This window comes from Agrobacterium sp. LEGMi-208b (assembly GCF_059511785.1).
Map to the genome: position 1 here is coordinate 1,608,204 of NZ_CM183446.1, position 15,420 is coordinate 1,623,623.

A 15,420-nucleotide genomic window follows, 5' to 3' on the forward strand; every position below is an offset into this window, starting at 1 on the left:
ATTTGAGGTCGCCGGCCTTTTCAGTTTTCATCGTTGAACGTCTGCCGAATTACATGTTCGGCAGAACGGCGATGTCGCGCACTTCGTTGTCGAGCCCTGTGATCGGGCCGACGTCGGTTGCCGCTCCAGTTTCGAGGTTGACCGTGTAGAGCGTCTTGGATGCGGCGAGATAGGCCATGTTCTTGCCGTCCGCCATGCCCTGAATATCAAAGGCATAGGCCGCAGGCTTGTCTTTGAGGCCGAGCTTGCCGATTGCTTTCAGCGTGCCGTCATTCGGCTTGGTCTGCTGGATCAGCGCGCCGATCGTGGCATCGATATTATACATGGCGGTCTTTTCAGGCTTGCCGACGGAATTTGTATAGGCAGCAGCGACGATATTCGGCGTCTCGCCCTTGTGCATGTCGCCCTCCTCGAAGGCGAGCACACCGTCAACCGTCACAGCGCCAGTATCCGGGTGGACACGATGGTTGGTTGTTCCGGTCATGAAGCGCAGCCGATCGGCCATAGGGTTGAAGTCGACCACGACGGGGGCTTGCGTCATGGTCAGCATCTTGTCCATTTTGGCGACGTCGGTGGCGGCGCCCGTTTCGAGATTGATCGAGACGATGCGATGATCCGGGGTGACGCCGATCACCGTCTTGTTGCCGGGGCGGAAGTCGATGCCGACAAGCTTGTCGACGCCAGTCACGTCCATCTTTTTTGTCACCGCCGGTTTCTCCGTATCGAAGATGACGAGCGTCCTGTCGCCGGTCAGGCCGATGACGGGGGCAGCGAATGCGGTCGATGCCGCTGCGATGGAAGCAGAGGAGGCAATCAGTGCGAAACGAATGATCTTCATGTCTTTCTCCCGTGTTGAACCGTTCGGAAGTCGTGTAGCGCTCGGCTCTCGACGCTTCCTGAACTGAAGACACGCCAGCAATGCCGCTTGGATGCAGCCTGTGAAAAAATAATTTCGACTTGCATCCATTCGTCGATCCAGCGGGTATAGCTTTCAAAGCCGACAGTCTTCTTCGTCGGTATTGGGAGAAGGTATTGCTGTGATGGGCTCTACGCCGGACGACCTCGATACGGCACTCGCTGCCTGCGCCAAGGGTGATCGCAATGCTCTGCGCCTGATCTTTGATCGGGAGGCGGGACGCCTGATCGCGGTCGCCGAGCGCATTGTCCGGCGTCGTGAGCTTGCCGAAGAGGTGGTGCAGGACGCCTTTATCCGGATCTGGACCCATGCGCATCAGTACAGGGCCGATCACGGCTCCGCCCGAGGCTGGATCTATGCCATCGTCCGCAACCGGGCACTTAATCTCCTGCGGGACGGAAAACGCGAGCATACCGTCGAGGAAGTGGAGGCCCTGCGCGAAAGCGAGCAGGCGGATGAGGTCATGGCGGCGTGGCACAGGCTGGACCGCAGTTCGCGGCTCTATGATTGCCTCGGCGGACTTGACGAGAGCAAACGGGACGGCATTCTCATGGCGTATATCGGCGGCTACTCGCATGGCGAGATCGCCGGGAGGCTGCGCATTCCGCTCGGTACGACCAAATCCTGGATCAGGCGTGGCCTTGCAGCTCTCCGGGAGTGCATGGCATGATCTACGATCGCGAGGATATCCCTGCTATTGCCGATGAATATGTCCTGGGCCTGATAGAGGCCGCGGATGTTGACGAGGTTGAGGTTGCCATGGAACGCGATGCTGAACTGCGCGCCGCAATTGCTGCCAGCCGCGAGCGCTTCCTGCCACTCGACATGAGCGTGGTACCTGCTACCGTCACCGAGCAGCTTTGGCAGCGCATCGAAGCGGCCTTGCCGGTCCAGGATCAAACCGGTGTTATGCCTCTGATCTCAAATGCCAATGACAACCGTAGAAGCGATTGGCGAATGGTCGCGATCTCGGCCCTCGCCGCCACCTTTTTGCTCGCAATAGGGCTTGCCTACAGCCTGACCCGGACGGTGGAACCGCTTGTCGTCGCGGTTCTGATCAATGATGCCGGGGAGGTGCAGGCGATAGTCGAGGATTTCGGCAATGAACAGGCGACGATCCGTATGCTGGCCGACTTCAACATCCCCGGGGACAAGACGATCCAGGTCTGGACCCTGCCGTCCAAAGACAGAGGGCCAGTATCGCTTGGCCTGATCGACGGTGTGCGCTCGGTACGTCTGGCTGTTCCGCAATTGCCAACACCAAGGGGGGACCAGCTCTATGAGATCACGCTGGAAGAGGCTGGCGGATCTCCGACCGGGCGGCCGACCGGACCAATATTGGCGAAGGGCCTCGCGAAGCTGCTGCGATAAAGGATGGTTGTAACTCATGTGACGTGTGCACTGGCATGCTTACCAGGCAACCTCGTAGATACTGGCGGCATCCGATAGCGTCATGGTACGAGGGTTGTTGACCAGCAGGCGGGTCTGCTCCATCGCGCTTTCCGCGAGCAGAGGAATTCCCTCCTTTGGAATTCCGACATGCCGCAGCCTTACGGGAAGATTAAGGCGCACTGGCAGCATCGTCAGTCCGTCGATGAAACCGGAGAGCCGTCCGTTCTGATCGGCAGGCTCAAGGTGAGGAAAGAGACACGGCGCCAGCTCCGCGTAGGCGTCACCACACACCGTCGCGTTGAAGCGCAAGACGTGCGGCAGTACCAGACTGTTGGAAAGACCGTGGGGAACGCTGTAGCGGCCTCCGATCGGATAGGCGAGAGCATGAACGGCAGCGACAGGCGAATTAGCAAAGGCCTGTCCCGCCAGCATTGCACCCAGCAGCATCGACTGTCTGGCGGCAAGGTCGGTTCCATCCTCGACGGCGACCGCGATATTCGCTCCGAGAAGCCGCAGGGCTTCTTTGGCAAGGGCACGGGAAACGGGATTGTTGTTTGCACTGGCGGACGTGAAGGCCTCGATGGCGTGGACCATTGCGTCAATTCCCGTCGCCGCGGTCACGGCGGGAGGAAGTCCGATGGTCAGGTTCGCGTCGAGAAGTGCCAAGTCCGGCAGAAGTACGGGTGATACTACGCCCTTTTTCTGGTGTTCGCCCGTGGTGACGATCGAAATCGGCGTGACTTCCGATCCGGTACCGGCCGTTGTCGGCACGAGCACCAGCGGCAGACGCTCCCCCGTCACTTTGCCAACGCCGTAGATAGTCTTGAGCGCTTCGCCGCTTTTGGCAATGAGCGCCACAAGCTTTGCGACATCGAGCGACGAGCCGCCGCCGATGCCCAGCACACCGGTTGTGCCAAACGTCACCGCCTGTGCCAATGCCGTATGGATGATGGCTTCCGGCGGATCAGCGACAACGCCGGTGAAGATCGATGTTTCGGCGCCGGCCTCTGTAAGGCTGGCAAGTGTTGGCTGAACGAGCCCCGCCTTGACGACACCATCGTCTGAAATCACCAGAACGCGCGGACCGAGCAGGCTCCTCAGCTCCGAAAGCCTTGCGATAGAGCCGGGTCCCGCAATGATCTGCGGGACGGTTGCGAATGTGAATGCGGACATCCTGCCAGCCTTTCACTGATGCCATTTGACGAGGGGCTGATAATGATGCGGCTGCCGCATGACAACAAGGTCTTTTCGACGGACGATGTTCGTTGGATAGGGTGTGTCGAGATTGGTGGTGTCGACAGTCGCACCGGCTATTCCTTCCTCATCCAATATCACCGATTCCTGACGCGGAAAGGCAAAGGAGTCCGGCCCGAACACGGCACTCTTGCCCAGATATCCCTCCGTCTCATCAAGCACATTGGCGAAGGCCAAATAGACATTGTTCTCGCCCCCACGAACCCGCAAAGCATGCCAGTGAAAGGGGTCGGCGCCCTTCGGGATGGGATAGTTGTGCGGGATTTTCGTTCCCGCGTGGCTTCCGGTGAACGTACCGGCAATTGCCGAAGGGCAGGCTATCAGATCGCACCCCATAAGAGAGAGCGAACGGATCGCTTCCGGATAAAGCGCGTCGTGGCCAATCGCCAGACCCACTCGGCCGATGGCAAGATCGTATATTTTCCATTCGTCACCGGCTGCCGCCCAGCTGTCGGCAATACCGAGATGCGTCTTGCGATAGCTGCCCACCAGCCCCTCGGGGCCGGCGAGCACTGCTGTGTTATAGACTTTGTCTCCGTCCGCCTCGGCAAATCCGGCGACAAGATAGAAGCCGAGCTTCATTGCCAGGCGCACGAAGGCGGAGACCGTCGGGCCTGAAAGCGGTTCCGCCCGGGTGTGGGGAGCCTCAAGCCCGGTCAGCGACAGTTCCGGGAAAACCAGAATGTCCGGCGCTGTCGTCGCCTTTGCTTCTGTGGCCAGTGCGGTGATGCGGGCGATGTTGTCTGCGATCACGGAGGAGGGGGCGAACTGGGCAACGGCCGCGTGCGATTTGCGCCCGCGCGGGATGGGCTGATAGCCATAGAGGCGGAAGTAGTCGCCCGGATTCCAAGTGAAGCTGTTGGTCATCATGTTCATGTAAAGCTCGGGTCGTCGGGACTTGAAGACGGGTTCGCTTAAGACTTCGCGGCGGCGTGCGCGGGCGAGATCGACCTTGCCGTAGGCAATCCCGTCGCCAGTATCAATGGACGCGGCAACCGTTCCGTCGGGCTCGATCAGGCAGCTTCCCCCGGAAAACTGCACCGTTCTCTCCAGCCCCCACCGGTTGCTTTCGATGACATAGCAGGCGTTTTCAAAGGCGCGGTTGATCCAGTAGGGGGCAGGTGCTCTCTCCTGCAGCCAGTTGGAGATGTGGCAGATGATGTCGGCACCGGCCAGAGCTTCCAGCCGTGCCGTTTCGAAGAAGTGCAGATCCATGCAGACTAGCATCGAAATCCGGCCGATCTCCGTTTCGAAGACCTCATGGACGATATCGCCATTGGCGGCCCATTTGGGCTCGGCGATATAAGGATGTGACTTACGATGCCGACCGACAACGCCATCGGGACCGATCAGAACGGCGGTGTTGTAATAGAGATCGCTCGCCGGTTCGACTTCCGGCATGCCGATGACGATATAGCAGCGGTGTCTGCTGGCAATGGCCTGAAAAACATCGGTTGTCGGTCCGGGAATGGCTTCCACGAAAGGCTTTACTTCGGCCCTGTCAAACCAGCAATAACCTGTCGTGCCCATTTCCGGCGTGACGATTAGGCGCGCACCTGCTTCTGCCGCTTCCTCGCAAAGAGCGGCCAGCCGCGCGATATTGCGCGCCTTTTCGAACATGGTCGGCTCGAACTGGATGGCGGCAGCGGTGTAGCTCTGTGTCGATGTCATGATGGTCCCCATTTTCTTTACCAAGGATTTCAGTCCGTTTCAGACAGCCATATGCCGATGAATAAGTGCATCGGAGAGCGTGTCGATGGCGCCTGCCGCGACCACGGTTCCCTTTTCCAGCATGGCGAACTGGTGAGATGAGTGCCGCGCAAATGCGACGTTTTGCTCAACGAGAATGATCGTCATGCCGATCTCGCGATTGAGCCGTATAATGATCTTTTCGATCTCCTCGACGATGGAGGGCTGAATGCCTTCGTTTGGCTCATCGAGAAGCAACACTTTCGGATCTGCGGCCAGCGCACGTGCGATGGCGAGCTGCTGTTGCTGGCCGCCTGAAAGCACACCACCCGGTCGATCGAGATTGGCCATCAGATACGGAAAAAGTTCGGGCACCAGCGCTGGAATTTCGCGTTTGCGATCGGCACGCGCGAAAGCGCCCATCAGGATGTTTTCGCGGATGGTAAAATCGGGAATGATCTCCCTGCCCTGGGGGACATAGGCGATCCCCGCCCGTGCTCTCATATGCGTCGGGGCGGCGGCGATATCTTTTCCCTGCAGATGCATTTCACCCGTCACCCGGTCGGTCAGCGCCATCAGGGTTTTCAACAGGGTCGTCTTGCCAGTGCCGTTGCGGCCGAGAATACTCGTCACCTTGCCGGTTGGAACATCGAGTGTGACCCCGTGCAGGATATGGCTGCGGCCGTAATAACTGTGCACGTCTTTCAATGTCAGCATCAGGAAATTCCTTTCGAACCGAGATAGGCTTCACGGACTTTCGGATTGTGCTCGATATCCTCGACGCTTCCTTCTGCCAGAACCTCTCCCAGATGAAGGACGGTTATGCGCTCGGCGATTTCACGCACAAACCCCATGTCATGCTCGACGACGAGAATGGTGTGGCGGCCTTTGAGGTTTTTGATGATCTGGGCCGTCTTGCGGGTCTCGGCCTGGGTCATGCCGGCTGTCGGTTCGTCCAGCAGAACGACCTTGGGATCCTGAACGATGAGCATGCCGAGTTCCAGCCATTGCGTCTGGCCATGGCTGAGATAAGCGGCCGTCATGTCCTCTTCCGCTTCGAGGCCCGTGAGGGCGAGCACCTCATCGATGCGTTTGGCTTCCGCGCGCGAAAACCCAAACCGGAGGTTGGCGAAAACGGAGGGATTTCGGCAATTCGCCACTTCCAGATTCTGACGCACGGTAAGATCGCGAAAAATGCTGGGGATCTGAAATTTCCGACCGATGCCGGCGCGCGCTATTTTGTGCTCAGGCCAATTGGTGATGTTGGTGTCGTAGACGAAGACCTTGCCCTGCGTGCTGCGTGTCTTGCCGCTGATCAGATCCATCAGGGTCGTCTTGCCGGCGCCGTTTGCGCCGAGCAACACCCGTAGCTCGCCATCTTCGACGGTGATGCTGGCATTGTTGACGGCTCTGAAGCCGCCGAAATCGACGCTGAGACCGTCGATGGTCAATGCGATTGCACTCATATCACAATGCCTCGCTTTGTTGCTGCAACGATGAAGACGCCGCATCTGGTTTGACCCGGCGGAGGAGCTGTCGCAGCACATCATGCGCGAGGCCGCCAAGTCCGCGCGGCATGAACAGGACGACGAGGACGAAGATGAGGCCGATGATCGCTTTCCACGCCTCGACCAGCGCTTCGGTTTCGCTGACCTCCGCCTCGATCATGTTGATCAGGATCGCGCCGATACAGGCACCGAGCAGGGAGGAGCGACCGCCAACGGCAGCCCAGACGACCATTGTCACCGAGAAAGACAGATCCATGAAGGTCGGAGAGGCGAACTCCGCAACGACCACATAAAGCATACCGGCAACGCCGGCGATCCCGGCTGAGATGGCAAAGAAGAACACCTGGTAAAGCGAGACGTCGAAACCGAGATAGCGGGCGCGCACCTGATCGTCGCGGATCGCCTGCAGGATCATGCCTGCACGGGTTTCCACAACAAGACGCGCACCGATGAGCGTCAACGACAGGCATATGGCACACAAATAATAGGTCGCCCGGCTGTAAGGGTCGAATTCGATGCCACCGATCGTCAGCCAGCCAAGATCGGTCAGGCCGTTGAAGCCATTCGTCACCGGCTGCGCATCGACCATCACGAGACGCACGAGCAGAACCAGCGCCAATGTAATGATCGAGACGAAGACACCGGAAATGCGCTTGCGGAAAACCAGCATACCGAGTGCGCCGGCCACCACCACCGGAAGCACGATGCCGAGCACGAGACCGACCGACTGGCTTTGAAACGGAAGCCAGAGGAAAGAGCCCTTGTTGATACAGCACAGTTCCGTGGGTGCACCGGGTTCGGCGTTCCAGAGCATGAAATCCGGCACCGGCTTGTCGGAGCCCTGTTGCAGACTGGTCAGGCTCGACAGCTTCAGGGACATGGCGAGCATATAGGCGCCCAGACCAAAAAACAGTCCCTGGCCGAGATTGAGAATGCCCGCATATCCCCATGTCAGCGCAATGGCGACGCCGAGCATGCCGTAGACCAGATATTTCGAGATGCGATTCAGCCAGAACTCGTCACCGAAAACGGGCGCTGCAAAAAGTAATGCTATGAAAATGACGTAAGCGGCGATCTGGAATTTTCGTTGGATACTCATGTCAGCGCCCCTTGAACGAGAACAGCCCGCTGGGCTTGACGAGAATGACGAGGATGACGACCCCGAAAACAACGGCGCGCGCCAGAATGTCGTTCGTGCCGATGGCCACCAGCGCATTGACCTCCCCCAATAACCCCGAAGACAGGATGGTGCCGAACAGGCTGCCAATGCCTCCCATGACCACGACCATGAAGCCGTCAACGACCATCGTCGTGCCCATGTCCGGGAAAACGGTTTTAAAGCCGGACATCATGACACCGGCGACGCCCGCAAGACCGGACCCGAAGGCGAAAGTCATGGCGTTGACGCGTTTCACGTCGGTACCACAGGCTGCGGCCATTTTCGGATTGCGGATGATCGCGCGAACCTGCATGCCCGCCGTCGTTCGATAGAGAATGAACCATGTCACCAGCGTCAGCGCGGCGGCAACCGCGATGATGAAAGCGCGGTAAGCATTGATCTCCACGCCTGCCAGGCTGAAGGTACCCTGCAGATACGAAGGCACGCCGACGTTTTGCAGGCCGGCTCCAAGGCCTTCGATATGGATGCCGAAAAAGGACAGGCCGAATTCGAGCCTCACGGCCTGCTGCAGAAGGATGGCGATGCCCCAGGTAGCGAGAAGCGTATCCAGCAAACGACCATAAAGTCGCCGCACGACCAGCCGTTCGATCAGCAGGCCGAGCAACGCGGTCACGATGAACGCCAGCGGTATCGCGAGCAGCAGGCTTGTCTTGAGCCATATGCCGGAGAGGACGGCGACGTAGGCGCCGATCATGACCATTTCGCCATGGGCCATGTTGATGACGCCCATGGCGCCGTAGGTTATGGCGAGACCGAGCGCCACCAGAAGAAGGATCGAGCCGAGACTGAGGCCGATAAAAAGAATGTCGAGCATGAAGCCACCGTTCGTGAGAAGGGCGGGTCGGGTTTTCCTGCTTCTTGCCAATCCGAAAGCGGATTGGCGCCGCGCAGAAGAAAAGCGCAGATCCGCCTTGCCGAGACATGGTCCCGCCAGGCATGGCTGGCGGGACAACGCGCAGGAGGGGTCAGCCCTTGAGTTTTGCTGCGTCGAGACCCTTGGCGGTGCAGAACAGGTTGCTCTCCGTCTCGCCATAAGCAGAATAGGGAAGCGGCTTGATCGGTGCCGGATAGGCGTTGACCACCTTGCTCTGGCCGTCCGGCTGCCACTGTCCGATGCGTGGCGTCAGCCAGCAATGCAGGTTGTCGGGGTCGGTCGTCACCTTGCCGCCGGGCGCGTCATAGGTCTGGCCGCGAATGCCGGCCCGGATCGCGTCGGCTGACAGATCGCCGGACTTCTCAACTGCCTGCTTCCACAGAAACACCTGGAAATAGGCGGCCTCCAGCGAATGGTATGTCACGGCCTTGGGATCGTTGACGAAGGTTCTGAAACGGTCGATGAAGCTTTTGTTCGCCGGCGTTTCAATCGACATGAAATAGGGGAAAGAGGTGTAGCTTCCTGCCGCGTATTCAGCCCCCATGGCCGCGATCTCGATTTCGGAAGTTACCGTCGCGCAGATCGGGATGACGTCCTGCGAGAGGCCCTGGTTCTTGAATTCGCGGTAAAAGGCAATGATCGAGTCGCCGACCACGTTGGAAAGAACCACATCCGCGCCCGATTCCTTGATCTTGCTGACCATGACCGCCCATTCCGAGTGGCCTAGCTCCAGATATTCGTCCGCTACCCATTCCGCGCCGGCTGCCTCGATCAGTTTTTTGGAAACCTTGGCCATCTCGCGCGGATAGACGTAGTTCGAGCCGACGATGAAGAACTTCTTCTTGCCCAGTTTCTCGACGATCCAGGGAATGTAGTTGGAGAGCTGCTGGTTCGGAACGGCGCCGGAGTAGATGACGTTGCGTGAGCACTCGAAGCCTTCATAATGTGTCTGATAGAACAGCATCGCGCCGCGCCGTTCGAAGATCGGCAGCACGGCCTTGCGGCTTGCGGATGTGTGGCAGCCGAATACGGTTGAAATCTTGTCCTTGAGGATCAGCTTCGAGGCTTTCTCGCTGAAGATCTTCGGATCGGAGGCTCCGTCTTCAACGACTACCTCGACCGGACGGCCGAGAACGCCGCCGGCGGCGTTGATTTCGGCCACGGCCATCATCACGCCGTTAGCAAGAAGCTTTTCGGCAACGGAAAGCCCGCCTGTCTGCGAGTAGAGTGCGCCGACCTTGATCGTATCGGCTGCAAAGGCCCGGCTGCCCAGGGCAGGCAGGGCGAGTGCGGCGGAAGCGGTGGCTGCGGTTTTGAGAAATTCACGTCTGTTGAACACCATCTTGGTTCCCCTTTTTTGATTGGCGCACACGGTGGCACTGCCCGGCTCAACGGCCCGGCTTCATGCCGAAAAAAGTGTAGGAAGGCTGACGTCACTGTCAGCAGACAACAAAAAACCCGCGAGGCCTGTCACAGCCTGCGGGCACCCTTGCCATCACAGCATCACGGCCTCGCCGCGTGCAACAGCGGCACATGGCTTCGCAAAACGAAGGGACGTGCCGGAGGTGTTCCTTTGAAACACATGAAAAACTAATCATGTTTTTGGGGACGGCGCAAGAGCTGTTCGGCGTTGATAATCGAATTGGCGATTTCATCGATCGGTACGCGCCGGGCCATCGCCTGCTCCCGCATTTCGCGGTACGCCTCGTTTTCGCTGGTGCCACGATTGGCCATCAAGATCGCCTTGGCGCGGGCAAGTTTCTGGTCTCCCAATACCTTGCGCTTATATTTGCGCGCTTCCTTCACGAGCTTTTGGCGCTCCAGCCACAGACTGCGGGCGATGGCGAGATTGGTCAGCAGACCGAACGGCTTGATCGGCCTCTCGACAATGGCAAGGGCGCCGCTTTCCAGAACGATCTGCAACGTCGAGGGATTTTCGTAACCGACGATGGCGAGCATGGTAGGAGCAGGATTGGGCAGACATTTGAGTAGGCGCTCGATTTCCGGTCGTGCCTCATCTTCCATGGCGAGGAACACGACATCCGTGCCGTGGGGTAACTCTGCAGGGACCGGCCAGAGGCAACTGACCGTGCAACCGATACGTCGTAGATGATCAACGAGAAACTCTCCTTCGGATGTCCGGGGATGGATGACCAGAACCTTGAGATCGCGCAAATCTCTGAGAAGGGCGAAAGACATCGTCGCTCCCTCTCAGACCTGAACACGATGTGGGAAAGTCTGCGTCAAGTCCGGGCGATATTCGCGCATGAACGGATCCGGCGCCACCCGCAGCGACGGATCGTAGACGATGTCGTAGCCGCCCTGCGCATTCACCCTCGCCACTCTTGGCCACAGATGTGTGTGGTTGGTCAGCCGGTCTATCTTCACAGCGCCCTGCGGGGCATCATATTCCACCTCGTAGAGGGCCGGCAGAAGCTGCTCAAGCCCATCACCACCGGCTCGCTGCAAAGCCGCCGCATAGAGATAGACCTGGAAATAGGCCGCTTCGGCCGGAGCGGTTGGCAGCATCTCTTGACCATAACGCTGTTGGTAAGCCGAGACGAAAGCGCGGGCGCGGGGTGTATCCAGAGAGGCGAAAAACGGCGCTGCGGTGATATGCCCTTCGGCCACGTCTGGCCGCATACGGATCACGTCGGCCTCGCTTGTCGACTGACTGGCGATCGGCATCGTCGCTGCATCAAAACCCGCCTCCCTGAACGCGGTGTAAAAGGGAATGATACCGTCGCCCACGATCGTCGAATAGATGACATCCGGCTGTGCCGCTCGAATGTGCCGGATGATCTTGGCGACGTCCTCAGTTTTGAGGTTCAGCGGAACATACATCTCGTCCAGAACCTGCCCGCCGAGCTGAAGGAAGAGGTCGCTGATCGTACGGTTCGATTCATAAGGATAGACGTAGTTCGACCCCACAAGAAAAACCCGCTTTCCATAGTGCTTGGTGAGGAAATCGACCAATTGAACGGAGTTCTGATTGGGAGCTGCACCTGTGTAGATGCAATGCCTGGAGTATTCGAACCCCTCGTACAAAGTCGGGTAAAACAGCAAAGCATCACGGGCCTCGATGACGGGAAGAGCGGCTTTGCGGGTGCTCGACATGTGGCAGCCGAAAACGACACGGACCCGATCTTCGTCGCAAAGTTTGACCGCAAGCTCCTTATAGAGACTGGGAGTTGATTGCGGATCGTAGGCCACAGGCTCTATCGTTCGGCCGAGCACGCCACCGGCTGCGTTGATTTCATCTATCGCCAGCAAGGTAGCAGCTCTCTGGGTTGTTTCCACGGCTCCGGTCACTCCCGTTTCGGAGAACAGCACACCCACCCGCCAGCTTTCTGAATGCATCATCGCCCACCAAAAAATAAAAAGCTCCCGCCCGTTTCCGGTCGAGAGCCACCCTGCTCATGGAATATAAGCGGCCCATTTTGAGCCTGCCGGCCGATGATGTCAGTTTCTTTATCTGGTGACAATAGCGGAACGAAGGGTTGTTCTGGCTATGTCGGCTCGAGCGTGTTCAAAATTTTAGTTTTTAGTTGATGGTATCGCTTCCCACGCCGCCGATGTTCAGGGATGGATAAAGCGCACTCACCGCATCGACATCCGCCTTTAATTCACGGATCATCCATTCCTTGACCTGCGTGACGATTGGTCGGGCGGGTTTGGTTCGCAGCCGGATAAGATGGCAGCGCCGGCCGGTGACCATCAGGTGTTCACTCGCTGGAACCAGTGTCCGCGTCCGTAGCCAATGGGCGACGACGTTGAGCCAGCCAAGCGCCACGCCCTGGCCCAGGAGAGCAGCCTGCACGACGATGGCGTAATCGGAGAAGATCATCGAATTCTGCGGGTCGCTGCCGCTGGCCGGTGTGAACAGCGTCGACCAGTTGGGCTGCGCATCGCTTAAATTGATCGTCGTATCCGGCACGCGATCAATATCGTTGCCGGAAATGGCATGGCTTTCCCTGTAACCCGGACTGCAGATCGGCAGCAAGATTTCGGGCATGACGAAAGCTGCCTCGTGATGCCTGTCCGGTCCATCGACGAAGCGCATCCCAAGATCGACGTCATTGACCGGCCCCGACAGGGCGCCCATCATGAGCTGAAACCGAAGATCGACATTGGGAAATTCCCTTTTGAATTCGGCCATTCTCGGCATCATCCAGTGCGTGGTGAAGCCGGTCGAGACGGAAAGGGATACGGTTTCGATACCGGTTCGGCGATCCTCGATTTCCCGCAGGGCGCTTTCTATTCCGGCGAAGCCTCTGGCGATCGCATCGAACAGCAGCTGGCCGGGTTCCGTCAGTATCACGCCACCGGGCTGCCGAAGAAACAATGTCGTATCAAGATGTTCCTCCAGCCGGGACATCATGCGGCTCACAGCTGCCGGCGTCACGTTCAATTCGTCTGCTGCCCTCGAAAAACTGCCGCAGCGCGCAGCGGCCTCGAAAGTAAAGAGGCCATTCATGGAGGGCAGGGAGCGGCGAAGGAATGTCATTACATTTTGTAACATCGAATAGATTTTTTTTCAATTGCGTATCCGCCTTTTGTTTGGTCTCTTTGCTGTCAACGAAGGCGAGAGACCTTCCATGAATTGAGGGGAACGCGGCAGATTGGTTTCAGGCCGGCGCTGGGCGTCACAGGCTGAAAATCTGCTCTTCGTTCCGCAAAAACGCGCTGCCATACGTCGGAGCACCACCGAACGTACTGGGATTTTTTAGTGGAATCATATGATTGAGCAGCCAAATACAGAGCGGGTAGGCGTTTCCATCAAAGAGGCGGTCAAGTGCTACGGAACGTTTCGTGCGCTGGACGATGTCAACCTCGATGTCGCTCCCGGCGAATTCGTTTCCATTCTCGGGCCTTCGGGGTCAGGCAAGACCACGTTGCTGGGAATTCTCGGCGGCTTTGTCCAGCCGACATCGGGGTCAATTTGGTTAGGCGACCGGGATATTACATTTGAGCCGCCGCATAAGCGGGATATCGGTATCGTCTTTCAGAACTACGCGTTGTTTCCGCATATGAGTGTGGGCGAAAACATCACCTTTCCGCTAAGGGCGCGGCGGCTACCGAAGGCGAGCTGGCCGGCGAAACTCAAGGCCGCGCTCGAGATGGTCGAACTCACCGGCTATGAGAACAGGCGTATCCACGAATTGTCGGGCGGCCAACGTCAGCGCGTGGCGCTGGCGCGCGCCATGATCTTCGAGCCCGGCCTCATTCTCATGGACGAGCCGCTTTCGGCGCTCGACAAGCAGCTGCGCGAGACCATGCAGATCGAACTCAAACGGCTGCATAAGCGGCTCGGCGCCACGATCGTCTATGTCACGCACGATCAGCGCGAGGCGCTGACGATGAGCGACCGCGTGGCGATCATGCACAGGGGACGTCTGGTGCAGGTCGATACGCCGGAGCGTCTTCATGACCGTCCCGTCAACGCCTTTGTCGCCCGCTTCATAGGCGAGGCGACCCTGCTTGCGGTTCGGCGCGAAAGCGAAACGGCGGTGCTGCTGGGAGACCGGCTGCTGCACACGGCGCATCGCGTGCCGGAAGGCGAAAACCTGCATCTCGTGGTCCATTCGGAAAAACTCGTGGTGGCGGATGGCGCTCAAGCCGATGGCGGCAACAGGCTGACAGGCACCGTCACGGATACGCTTTATCAGGGCGAAAGCATTCGGGTTTTCGTGCGGCTGGACAGCGGCGACGATCTGAGTTTCCGGCTTCCCAGCAACCATGCCGGCCGTGCGCTGATGAAATCGCCGGGTGAGGCGATCGCGCTTTCACTCCACCCGGAAGACACGGTGATCGTTCCCGAAGCGGGTTGAGACATTCCATTCCATGCAGTCAACAAGGATAAAGACTATGCAGCTTACGCAATTCAAGGTCATGACCTTCGATGTGGTCGGCACTTTGATCGATTTCGAAACGGGTGTGCTCAATGCGGTGCGTGCGCTTGGCGGTGAAAAGGCGGCCAGGGCCACCGACGACGAGATTTTCGAACCCTACAAGCGCGGCCGCGACAAGTTCTATGGACGGTCTTCCTTCGCCATGAAGGACGTCTATCTTTCTCTCGCCAACGAACTCGGTTTCAACAATGATGACGCCACGGCGGAAGCCTTCCAGCTTGCCGTGCTGCGCTGGCCTGCTTTCGCGGATTCCGTGGAGGCGCTCGCCCGCCTGCGCAAGAACTTTCGTCTTGTCGCCATGACGAATGCCGACCGGACGGCGTTTTCCGCCTATTCCGATACGCTCGGCAATCCGTTTCACGACAGCGTCACCTGTGATGAGGCCGGATGCGCCAAGCCCAATCCGCAATTTTTCGCCTTCAACAAGGGGCGTCAGTCGGCTTTCGGCTTCAAGCAGACGGAAATCCTGCATGTCGCCCAGAGCCAGCATCACGATATCGGCGTGGCCCGCGAACTTGGCTACACGACCTGCTGGATCGAGCGTCGCCAGGGCCAGCAGGGGTTCGGCGGCACGCCGGCTCCGAAGGTGGTGACCAGGCCCGACTTCCACTTCTCCTCGCTCAAGCAACTGGCCGATGCGGTGGACGCGGAGCTTGCTGCCGGCGTCAAGACGGCGACGGCAGCCTGAAAGCGAG

Annotated in this window: 15 protein-coding genes; 4 read left to right on the forward strand and 11 right to left on the reverse strand. The window is 58.7% G+C overall.

The genetic code is table 11. The features are described from left to right. Window positions 1-49 precede the first annotated feature (49 nt). Entirely contained in the window at window positions 50-838 is a 789-nt protein-coding gene (locus tag AC5YUO_RS21880; protein WP_496155178.1) for a DUF4394 domain-containing protein, read from the reverse strand. Between the two features lie 202 nt (window positions 839-1,040). Here AC5YUO_RS21880 and AC5YUO_RS21885 point away from each other — a divergent pair, with 202 nt between their 5' ends. Further along, window positions 1,041-1,586, forward strand: a complete 546-nt coding sequence (locus AC5YUO_RS21885; protein WP_496155179.1) for a sigma-70 family RNA polymerase sigma factor — start codon at window positions 1,041-1,043, stop codon at window positions 1,584-1,586. Continuing rightward, a complete protein-coding gene (locus AC5YUO_RS21890; RefSeq protein ID WP_496155180.1) occupies window positions 1,583-2,287 on the forward strand; it encodes an anti-sigma factor in 705 nt (234 codons plus the stop codon). Before AC5YUO_RS21885 ends, AC5YUO_RS21890 begins: the two co-directional genes overlap by 4 nt. A gap of 39 nt (window positions 2,288-2,326) precedes the next feature. On the opposite strand, the gene AC5YUO_RS21895 is transcribed toward AC5YUO_RS21890, so the two are convergent. The 10 genes from AC5YUO_RS21895 to AC5YUO_RS21940 all read right to left on the reverse strand — a co-directional run bounded on the left by AC5YUO_RS21895 (window position 2,327) and on the right by AC5YUO_RS21940 (window position 13,320). Next, entirely contained in the window at window positions 2,327-3,481 is a 1,155-nt protein-coding gene (locus AC5YUO_RS21895) for an iron-containing alcohol dehydrogenase (RefSeq protein WP_496155181.1), read from the reverse strand. Between the two features lie 12 nt (window positions 3,482-3,493). After that, window positions 3,494-5,245, reverse strand: coding sequence for a nitrilase-related carbon-nitrogen hydrolase (locus tag AC5YUO_RS21900; protein WP_496155182.1), 1,752 nt, complete (start codon window positions 5,243-5,245; stop codon window positions 3,494-3,496). Window positions 5,246-5,272: 27 nt separating this feature from the next. After that, a complete protein-coding gene (urtE, locus tag AC5YUO_RS21905; protein WP_496155183.1) occupies window positions 5,273-5,968 on the reverse strand; it encodes an urea ABC transporter ATP-binding subunit UrtE in 696 nt (231 codons plus the stop codon). Next, window positions 5,968-6,717 (reverse strand): urea ABC transporter ATP-binding protein UrtD, encoded by a 750-nt coding sequence (urtD, locus tag AC5YUO_RS21910; RefSeq protein ID WP_496155184.1) that lies wholly within the window; start codon window positions 6,715-6,717, stop codon window positions 5,968-5,970. The genes urtE and urtD overlap by 1 nt, the downstream gene beginning before the upstream one ends. A 1-nt stretch (window position 6,718) precedes the next feature. Then, window positions 6,719-7,858, reverse strand: a complete 1,140-nt coding sequence (urtC, locus tag AC5YUO_RS21915; RefSeq protein WP_496155185.1) for an urea ABC transporter permease subunit UrtC — start codon at window positions 7,856-7,858, stop codon at window positions 6,719-6,721. A 1-nt stretch (window position 7,859) separates the two neighbouring features. Next, window positions 7,860-8,753: an urea ABC transporter permease subunit UrtB gene (gene urtB / locus AC5YUO_RS21920; RefSeq protein WP_496155186.1), complete on the reverse strand. Its 894-nt coding sequence runs from the start codon at window positions 8,751-8,753 to the stop codon at window positions 7,860-7,862. Window positions 8,754-8,904: 151 nt separating this feature from the next. Next, a complete protein-coding gene (locus tag AC5YUO_RS21925) occupies window positions 8,905-10,155 on the reverse strand; it encodes a transporter substrate-binding domain-containing protein (protein WP_496155187.1) in 1,251 nt (416 codons plus the stop codon). Between the two features lie 248 nt (window positions 10,156-10,403). Further along, window positions 10,404-11,012, reverse strand: a complete 609-nt coding sequence (locus tag AC5YUO_RS21930) for an ANTAR domain-containing response regulator (RefSeq protein WP_496155188.1) — start codon at window positions 11,010-11,012, stop codon at window positions 10,404-10,406. A gap of 12 nt (window positions 11,013-11,024) precedes the next feature. After that, window positions 11,025-12,176, reverse strand: coding sequence for a transporter substrate-binding domain-containing protein (locus tag AC5YUO_RS21935; RefSeq protein WP_496155189.1), 1,152 nt, complete (start codon window positions 12,174-12,176; stop codon window positions 11,025-11,027). A 181-nt stretch (window positions 12,177-12,357) separates the two neighbouring features. Further along, window positions 12,358-13,320 carry a LysR family transcriptional regulator gene (locus tag AC5YUO_RS21940; protein ID WP_496155190.1) on the reverse strand — a complete coding sequence of 321 codons (963 nt, stop codon included), beginning with the start codon at window positions 13,318-13,320 and terminating at the stop codon, window positions 12,358-12,360. A gap of 232 nt (window positions 13,321-13,552) precedes the next feature. Between AC5YUO_RS21940 and AC5YUO_RS21945 the strand changes: the two genes are divergently transcribed. After that, window positions 13,553-14,644, forward strand: a complete 1,092-nt coding sequence (locus AC5YUO_RS21945) for an ABC transporter ATP-binding protein (RefSeq protein ID WP_496155191.1) — start codon at window positions 13,553-13,555, stop codon at window positions 14,642-14,644. A 37-nt stretch (window positions 14,645-14,681) separates the two neighbouring features. Continuing rightward, window positions 14,682-15,413 carry an HAD-IA family hydrolase gene (locus tag AC5YUO_RS21950; protein WP_496155192.1) on the forward strand — a complete coding sequence of 244 codons (732 nt, stop codon included), beginning with the start codon at window positions 14,682-14,684 and terminating at the stop codon, window positions 15,411-15,413. Window positions 15,414-15,420: the final 7 nt, after the last annotated feature.

Bases quoted from the DNA above. Each gene is read 5' to 3' on its own strand.
- urtE (WP_496155183.1), bottom strand. From the start codon at position 5,968: ATGCTGACATTGAAAGACGTGCACAGTTATTACGGCCGCAGCCATATC.
- AC5YUO_RS21885 (WP_496155179.1), top strand. From the start codon at position 1,041: ATGGGCTCTACGCCGGACGACCTCGATACGGCACTCGCTGCCTGCGCC.
- AC5YUO_RS21930 (WP_496155188.1), bottom strand. From the start codon at position 11,012: ATGTCTTTCGCCCTTCTCAGAGATTTGCGCGATCTCAAGGTTCTGGTC.
- urtC (WP_496155185.1), bottom strand. From the start codon at position 7,858: ATGAGTATCCAACGAAAATTCCAGATCGCCGCTTACGTCATTTTCATA.
- AC5YUO_RS21940 (WP_496155190.1), bottom strand. From the start codon at position 13,320: ATGACATTCCTTCGCCGCTCCCTGCCCTCCATGAATGGCCTCTTTACT.
- urtB (WP_496155186.1), bottom strand. From the start codon at position 8,753: ATGCTCGACATTCTTTTTATCGGCCTCAGTCTCGGCTCGATCCTTCTT.
- AC5YUO_RS21925 (WP_496155187.1), bottom strand. From the start codon at position 10,155: ATGGTGTTCAACAGACGTGAATTTCTCAAAACCGCAGCCACCGCTTCC.
- AC5YUO_RS21935 (WP_496155189.1), bottom strand. From the start codon at position 12,176: ATGATGCATTCAGAAAGCTGGCGGGTGGGTGTGCTGTTCTCCGAAACG.
- AC5YUO_RS21890 (WP_496155180.1), top strand. From the start codon at position 1,583: ATGATCTACGATCGCGAGGATATCCCTGCTATTGCCGATGAATATGTC.
- urtD (WP_496155184.1), bottom strand. From the start codon at position 6,717: ATGAGTGCAATCGCATTGACCATCGACGGTCTCAGCGTCGATTTCGGC.
- AC5YUO_RS21900 (WP_496155182.1), bottom strand. From the start codon at position 5,245: ATGGGGACCATCATGACATCGACACAGAGCTACACCGCTGCCGCCATC.
- AC5YUO_RS21950 (WP_496155192.1), top strand. From the start codon at position 14,682: ATGCAGCTTACGCAATTCAAGGTCATGACCTTCGATGTGGTCGGCACT.
- AC5YUO_RS21895 (WP_496155181.1), bottom strand. From the start codon at position 3,481: ATGTCCGCATTCACATTCGCAACCGTCCCGCAGATCATTGCGGGACCC.
- AC5YUO_RS21880 (WP_496155178.1), bottom strand. From the start codon at position 838: ATGAAGATCATTCGTTTCGCACTGATTGCCTCCTCTGCTTCCATCGCA.
- AC5YUO_RS21945 (WP_496155191.1), top strand. From the start codon at position 13,553: ATGATTGAGCAGCCAAATACAGAGCGGGTAGGCGTTTCCATCAAAGAG.